7 protein-coding genes and 1 pseudogene are annotated in these 5,775 nt (G+C 57.5%); 4 read left to right on the forward strand and 4 right to left on the reverse strand.

Annotation, left to right across the window (positions count from 1 at the left end; genetic code table 11):
* Nucleotides 1–306: 306 nt before the first annotated feature.
* The 3 genes from BMX17_RS27755 (at nucleotide 307) to BMX17_RS25665 (ending at nucleotide 2,050) form a co-directional block, all read left to right on the forward strand.
* Nucleotides 307–651 (forward strand): transposase, encoded by a 345-nt coding sequence (locus BMX17_RS27755; RefSeq protein WP_211611487.1) that lies wholly within the window; start codon nucleotides 307–309, stop codon nucleotides 649–651.
* Nucleotides 652–783: 132 nt separating this feature from the next.
* On the forward strand, nucleotides 784–1,386 hold the full coding sequence (locus BMX17_RS27760) for a transposase (protein WP_211611488.1): 603 nt from the start codon (nucleotides 784–786) through the stop codon (nucleotides 1,384–1,386).
* Between the two features lie 319 nt (nucleotides 1,387–1,705).
* Nucleotides 1,706–2,050: a hypothetical protein gene (locus tag BMX17_RS25665; protein ID WP_139203760.1), complete on the forward strand. Its 345-nt coding sequence runs from the start codon at nucleotides 1,706–1,708 to the stop codon at nucleotides 2,048–2,050.
* 67 nt (nucleotides 2,051–2,117) lie between these two features.
* On the opposite strand, the gene BMX17_RS24380 is transcribed toward BMX17_RS25665, so the two are convergent.
* The 4 genes from BMX17_RS24380 to BMX17_RS24390 all read right to left on the reverse strand — a co-directional run bounded on the left by BMX17_RS24380 (nucleotide 2,118) and on the right by BMX17_RS24390 (nucleotide 4,887).
* Nucleotides 2,118–3,788, reverse strand: a complete 1,671-nt coding sequence (locus tag BMX17_RS24380) for a transposase (protein WP_092665122.1) — start codon at nucleotides 3,786–3,788, stop codon at nucleotides 2,118–2,120.
* A 390-nt stretch (nucleotides 3,789–4,178) separates the two neighbouring features.
* Entirely contained in the window at nucleotides 4,179–4,316 is a 138-nt protein-coding gene (locus tag BMX17_RS26560) for a hypothetical protein (RefSeq protein WP_170845565.1), read from the reverse strand.
* Nucleotides 4,313–4,690, reverse strand: a complete 378-nt coding sequence (locus BMX17_RS24385) for a DUF7718 family protein (RefSeq protein ID WP_092665126.1) — start codon at nucleotides 4,688–4,690, stop codon at nucleotides 4,313–4,315. Before BMX17_RS24385 ends, BMX17_RS26560 begins: the two co-directional genes overlap by 4 nt.
* Nucleotides 4,687–4,887 carry a hypothetical protein gene (locus tag BMX17_RS24390; protein WP_092665129.1) on the reverse strand — a complete coding sequence of 67 codons (201 nt, stop codon included), beginning with the start codon at nucleotides 4,885–4,887 and terminating at the stop codon, nucleotides 4,687–4,689. Before BMX17_RS24390 ends, BMX17_RS24385 begins: the two co-directional genes overlap by 4 nt.
* Before the next feature lie 236 nt (nucleotides 4,888–5,123).
* Between BMX17_RS24390 and BMX17_RS24395 the strand changes: the two are divergent.
* Nucleotides 5,124–5,775: pseudogene (locus BMX17_RS24395) on the forward strand (RNA-guided endonuclease InsQ/TnpB family protein); the annotation flags it as partial.

Here is a 5,775-nt window from a genome sequence, read left to right on the forward strand (position 1 = left end):
GACCCTCCACGGTTGGTGCCATGCTCACTACGTGAATACCTGCTCGCGCTGACGCGCTTGCTGAGGTATGAGGTGAACGCAGACTGTAATGCGGCGAAGAACATCGCTAACCGATACTGCGGATACATCCATCGCGGGCAGAAGTCTCGCGGTGGATGGGCCACCAGTCAACTGGCCCTGAAGTCAGGGATGTTGAACGTGAACGGCGACTACGTGCCTGCCGAGTTACGAAAGATTCGAGGCGAAAGCCTCGCCCTTTACAGTAGTTGCCGAACCTAACTGAGCGCTCGACTCGTAGCTCTCGGCATGGTCGAGACAACCGAGACGAAACAGGTCTGTCGTGCCGTCTCAACTCTTCTTTACCCGGCACTGGACTTTGGCATCAAGCCCTGTGGATCCTACACGAGAGAGGACTTCGAGCAAGTCCTCTCTCGAAGTGCCTTCGATCACGAGTTCGCGAACACGGGCGGCAAGACCGTCCAACTGGGGCGGTCCGAGCCGGTCGAAATCACGTCGACGGCTCGGAATCCACTCGCGAAATCACTGCTCTACCACCTTCGACATATCGACGCGGACCGCCTCTTTCAGGCCCTTCGATCACTTCGGTTACTTCCTTCTCGTGTCGACGTCGCGATCGACCTCCAGGAGTGACGGTTCTACGGCTCAGCCGACACAGACCGCGTCCACATCACCTATCCTGATCTCGGGACGAGCCGAGCGTACTGCTTTGCAACGCTCTGTATCGTTGCTCCGAGTGTTCGATTCACTCTTGCTGTCTTACCGATGGATGCGAACGGCTTCCGTGCGAAGCAGGAAGCCGTTCGCTCACTCATCGCTGAAGCGCGTCAATACGTCTCGATCAGACACGTCTACCTCGATCGGGGCTTCTATCAGGTTCACGTTGCTGCAGAATTAGACCGGCTGGACGTGGGGTATATCGTCCGTGCGCGGCCGAGTAAGGGGATGAAAGACCGTCTCAGCGCCGGCGCTGAGACGGTCGTCGATACCTACCAGATGCAGCGAAAGCGGCCACCGACAGCGTCGGTTGATGTCACTGTCTTCGCCGTACCTCATCGAACGAGCGAGGACGAACACGTCTGGTTCGTGACGAACCTCGACGTAGAGCCAGAGACAGCCAGAGCGTATGCGGCGGCGTTCCGCCGCCGCTGGGGCATCGAGACATCATATCGGCAGATCGGCGACTTCCTGCCGAGAACGTCGTCGCCGACGTTCTCGGTGCGGTTGTTCTACTTCCTGTTTGCGGTCTCGCTGTACAATTTGTGGGTGTTAGCGAATGTCTTCCTCGCAGGTGGAACGATTCCGAAGAAACCGCCGCTCTCGACGCGTATCTTCCGCGTGTTCGTCCTCTCGATGGACTACGGCTAATAGCTGAGTCACACCGACCGGGACGACCGGCCAGAGCCCAAGCAGAGTGGCAACGCTCGGGACCGCCGCCGAGCGGCGGCAGTCCCTCAATCTCCGGTTCCGTTCTATGAGTTTCCGTTTTGGAATCGTCTCACCTGAGCTGGCGAAAGGAACGAATCTCTTCCAGCCCCGATTTGATTCGGTGTCTACTGTTCAGCGCGGGGAGGAGGTCAACGGCTAGAACGGGTGTCCACTGACAAGCCTCGGGGCTTGATCCCGAGCCGATTGACCGTTGGAGATAATCCATACTTTCATACCATGTGAATCATTCACTCTACACATGAATGTGATTCATAAATACCAACTCTCACTTATTATAGTATTTTCTGTTGGAGTCTTACTTTTTGGTTGTGTTGGGTCTGTAGCCGCTCTTGGCGCTCATTCTTCTGCTGAATTAGTTGGAGAACAACATGGGTCTTCTCCGAATCCAGCAGAAACAATGAGTAACTGGGCAAATAATACGACACACACTAACAAGACTTCAAAGATCAATACTAGTATTTCTTTTGACGATGCTGTTTCAGCATTAGCACTCCAGAATAGCAGTTCCATTTTGTCAACTTTGAATAAATCTCAAAAATCATCTATTTCTTCCACTGGTGACACACCTATTTTGTACCAGTAGTTGCTAGTACGGATTCTTTATTCAGTCTTTGCTCTGAATTAAACCCGCCGGTGAATCCTGTATCAGATTAGAAAAACGTCCCCTTCGAGAGAATGGTACTGTGATCTGATAGATTCGACACCTCGTCTGTCTCAACGAAGTGCGTATCGTCCACGAGCGCGGTCAAGAAGTGATTCGCTTTGTATGGCCGGTCGGTCGTCTCTGCCTCGAGGTTGATGCCTTCCTCGTCGGCCGCCCGCAGGTTCGCCACCACCCACGAGTTGTACAGCGAGACGGCGTAGTTGAACACGAAACTCCGGACATTGAGGTGTCTCGACCCGGAATTCGGCAGGAACTTGTGTTTGATGACGCGATAGGATGTCTCGATCCCCCACCGATTCCGGTAGTCGGCGGCCAGTTTGTCGAACCCGTGGTTCCGTGGGTCGAGGTTCGTGTAGAACACCGCCCAGTTCTTGTACTCCTCGTCCTCGTCGTCGTCCCCGACCTGCTCGATGAACGGCGACCGCTTTTCGGCCGGCACCGTGAAGGCGTAGTCTTCCTCATCGATCCCGGTGATCGCCCAGTCGATCACGCCCTGCCTCGGGGGATTGTCCTTGGCGTCATCGATCATCTCCTTGATGTCGCTCGCTTGCCGCTTCGCCTTGATGATCCAGTCCACGTCCATCGACTTGACCATCCGTGTCGCGTCGCCTGTGTAGAACCCGCGGTCGAGATAGATACGGCGGACGTTGAACTTCGCCTCGGCCATCCGCAACAGCCGCCGGACGTAGTAGCCGGCGTTGGACTCGCTTTTGACGGGGAGCGCCAGCACCGTCAGCGGCGCCGGGGAATCGACAATCGAGAACGTGGCGAATTTCCACGAGTAGGCGTAGTTGCGGCCCGGTTTCGTCCCCTGCACCCAGCCGGGGCGGTCGTCGGGGTCGATGGTGCCGTACCACGGCCAGTCGGTGATGTCCGCCGCCACGTCGACGGACTCTCCAAAGTCGTGGTACAGCTCTGCGAGGTCAATCAGGGCCTCGTTCGCGGCGATGAACATCCGTTCGACCTCGCGCTGCTGGATGGGGTAGACGTGGTGGAACAGGTCTTGACTGTCCGGCACCGGGCGTTCGTAGTAGAACGGCTTGAGCGCCAGATTCTCCGCAGCCTCGTTCGGGAAAATGTCGTCCTTCCCGGCGGCCGCGAGGATTGACAGCAGCTCGTCCTTCGCGTACCTCGTGCTGGCGTCGCGGTCGAAGCGGATGAACTGCTGGATCGACTGTCGCATCTGGCGGCCGATCTCTACGACCTCGGGCGGGCCGCTCCCGTCCGGGGTCGGCTCCGGGTCTGGTAGCTTGAGGGCGTCGGTGTCCATCCCGTGGGCCCTGAGACGGTCACCAAGCACTTCACGCTCACCCTCGACGTAGGCGACCGCCTCGGGCGGCACGCGATCACCGATGCGATTGATCGTCGGCTGGCTCACCGATTCGTAGACAGCCAGTCGCTCACGGAACGATTTTCGGCTGAGCCGGTTGGCGATACGAGTCTCTGCCAGCACCGAGAACTCCGAGAAGATGTACAGCCGGAACGCCTCTCCGGTGGAGAGTTTGTCCGAGAGGTTGGGCGTCGCCTCGAAGTCGAGATACTTCCCCTCTACGTCGATCTGTCCGATCTGCTCCGCGAGCAGTTCGTGAGGCGTCGGGTCGGCACTCTCGCACCAGCCCTTCGGCAGCCCCTCGAAGATGAGTTCGGCCAGCGACACCTCGATGACGCGCTCCTCGATCTCCTCGCGGTAGCTCTGGTACTCGGCGTAGGAACCGAACTGATCGAAGATGTTGCCGTACTCGCCCTCTACCCCCAGAATCGTAGGCGGTTCCCAATCCTCGGGTTCGTCCGGCCACGTCGGCCGTTCCGCCCCGTCTTCCTCGGGGGCGTTCTGGCCGTCGTCGCCGGGGGGCAGTCATACCGCCGGCAAGCGACCGCGGACACTAAAATCTAGCAGATTCCGGACAGATTGAGAATAGCAGACAGCGCCGGTGCCCACCCGGCGTGGCACCCTCCCAAGTGCCGACCAACGCGCCCCGCGCCTCCCTCGCGGGACGCACCTTCCGGTCGGCGCTGGTTTGTAAAAAGTGCCGGCCCGCGGGGCTGCTCATTCGCCCCCGTCAGCAACCGGGCGTTTCCGGTAGTCTTCAGGATCGCCACCGAGGTCTTCTGCGAGTGCTTCACGCAGTTCTTCGGCCTGTTCGTCCATCGCCTCTTCGAACTCTTCCATCTCTTCGTCCGTCATCGGTTCCTGATCTCGTGCCATTCTTCGAACCTGTTAATGTATCGTTCGGCGTGCTGGTTCAAGTGTTCTTCGGCAAATGTCAGAGCATCACTCGCCTTCATCGGCGGGAATACCTCTTCTGAACGGATTTTCTCGCCATCGCGGTACACGTCCATGTGGACGCCCTCTTCAGTCACGTCGTGGGCGTGATCACTCTCCGGGTCGTGGTCAAATCGAACGACTTCCAACCACTCGCCGTTGACGCGATACTCTACCTGCACGACGAACCGTGTCACGTCACCTCGCTCGTGAGAGTAGCCGATACGTCGGCGTGTGCGATACTCCAGCGGTGTCGTGAACTCCCGGTCGTACTCTCGCGGTTCGTCGTCCGTCATTCCTCGTCACACACGACCTCTCGAAGCTCTTCGAGGAGTTCTGGATGATTCTCTTTGAGGACTTCAACGTCGGTCGATAGTTCATCATTGATTCGGGAACGAATCTCCGAAATAGCCTGATAGCGACGATTTCCACCCTCTTCGTCAGCAAGCAACTCTCGATCACGCTCCGTGAGGAGCGCCCTCGTCCGGGCCATCTTGGTTTGCCTATTCGCACACATCACACTTCCATGTACCGTTCCCAGCCACTTAGTACTTCACCCATAAGCAAACGTTTACCCATAGACAAACCTTTATAGGCGGAACAGGCGCAATACCACGGCCTTCAGGCCGTGGATACGCGCCGTCACTCCGTTGACCAATCCACCGGATACACCACTGCTGGATATTCCACAATATTTAAAACATAGCTACTCATAACAATACCTAACGGATGCCGACTACACGCCGCACCTACGTCTGCCGCATCCAGAACCACTCGCAAGTGGCTGGTGCGCTGGACAGGCACGGCTGGTCGGCCTCCAAACTCTGGAACGTCGCCAACTACTACGCCCGTCAGCAGTGGGACGAATCCGGCGAAATCCCCGACGAAAAGGAACTCAAACGCGAACTGAAAACCCATCCAAAGTACAAGGGACTGCATAGTCAGTCCAGCCAGAAAGTTCTCGAAGAGCTTTCTGAAGCGTTCAGTTCGTGGTTTGGTTCCGACGACGACCGAGACAACCCACCGGGCTACCGCAAGCGCAACTACTACGATAGCGACGGCAACAGAGTCCATGAAGAACACCCACGCTCCACGGTAACGTGGAAGAAGAAAGGAATCCGCCACGACACGAAACACGGCAGACTCCGCCTCAGCAAAGGCAAAAACCACAAAGACGGGCGCGACTTCATCCTCTGCAAATACCAAGCACCACCAGCGGTTGAACTGGAGAATATTCAGCAGGTGCGTGCTGTCTACAACAGCGCAAAAAGTCGATGGGGGTTGCACGTCGTCTGCGAGAAAGAAGTTAGTGTAGAGTCGCCCGGAGAGAACACCGCAGGCGTTGACCTTGGGATCTGTAACCCTGCCGCAGTCGCGTTCC

It is taken from the genome of Halorientalis persicus, from assembly GCF_900110215.1.
Lineage (GTDB): Archaea > Halobacteriota > Halobacteria > Halobacteriales > Haloarculaceae > Halorientalis > Halorientalis persica.